1 protein-coding gene is annotated in these 1,029 nt (G+C 43.0%); it reads right to left on the reverse strand.

The features are described 5' to 3' along the window. Window positions 1-62: 62 nt before the first annotated feature. Window positions 63-1,029 (reverse strand): radical SAM family heme chaperone HemW (gene hemW, locus A3739_RS00780; RefSeq protein ID WP_231876967.1); only part of this gene is annotated, 967 nt, incomplete at its 5' end.

Here is a 1,029-nt window from a genome sequence, read left to right on the forward strand (position 1 = left end):
TAGCACTACCTTCAAGTCGTCCATCAAGACGAAAACTGAAGAAGAGTAGAAATTAGAAAGCATCACAAAAACCTCTCCAGCACCGAATTCAAAAACAAAAAACCCTCATCCGTTAATTGGATACGTTGCGTATCCTCCACAAACAAACCCTCCGATCGAAGTTGATCAATGATCTTGGACAGATCTGACAATTTCAGCAGAGTGCGCCGCTCTAATAAACGACTCTCAACTCCTTGCTTTAATCGCAGTGCATTCATCATAAACTCAAAGGCTTGTGCATCACGTTCGATGACTTCTTCGCCAATTCGATATTGAATTCGATCAGCCATATACGCTTCTGGTATTCGCGACTTACGGTATCGAAGTAGACGCCCATCTCCAGCAAGCGTAATTTTTGAATGCGCACCTGCACCTAAACCAATGTAATCGCCAAACTCCCAGTAATTCAAATTATGGCGAGCCTGCTTATCTTGTTGTGCAAATGCAGACACCTCATACTGTTGATAACCTTTATCTTTCAACAGTCCCGAGCCACTTTCAATAATTTCCCAAAGGGCATCATCTTCTGGAATTACGGGAGGCCGCGAATAAAACTCAGTATTCGGTTCGATCGTTAATTGATACCAGCTCACGTGTGTCGGAGACAATTCAAAAGCTCGCTTCAAATCATCCATTGCCAGCTCTGGCGTTTGATCGGACAAGCCATGCATTAGGTCGATATTAAAGTTACGAATACCCGCCGCTTTCAAAGCCTCAACAGCTTGGTACACATGATCAACAGTATGAATTCTTCCTAAAGCTTGGAGCTGATTATTTTGAAAGCTTTGAACACCGAGCGAGATCCGATTAATACCAGCTTCAACATAACCATTAAAATAAGCCGCATCGCTAGCACCAGGGTTAGCTTCCAGCGTAATCTCTATATCTTCAGAAAAGTTTAGATTCTCTCTCAAGGCATTTAACAACTGCCGGTAAAAATCCCCGCTCATTAAACTTGGGGTGCCTCCACCAAAGAAAATACTTTGCACT

The organism is Oleiphilus sp. HI0067 (assembly GCF_001635735.1).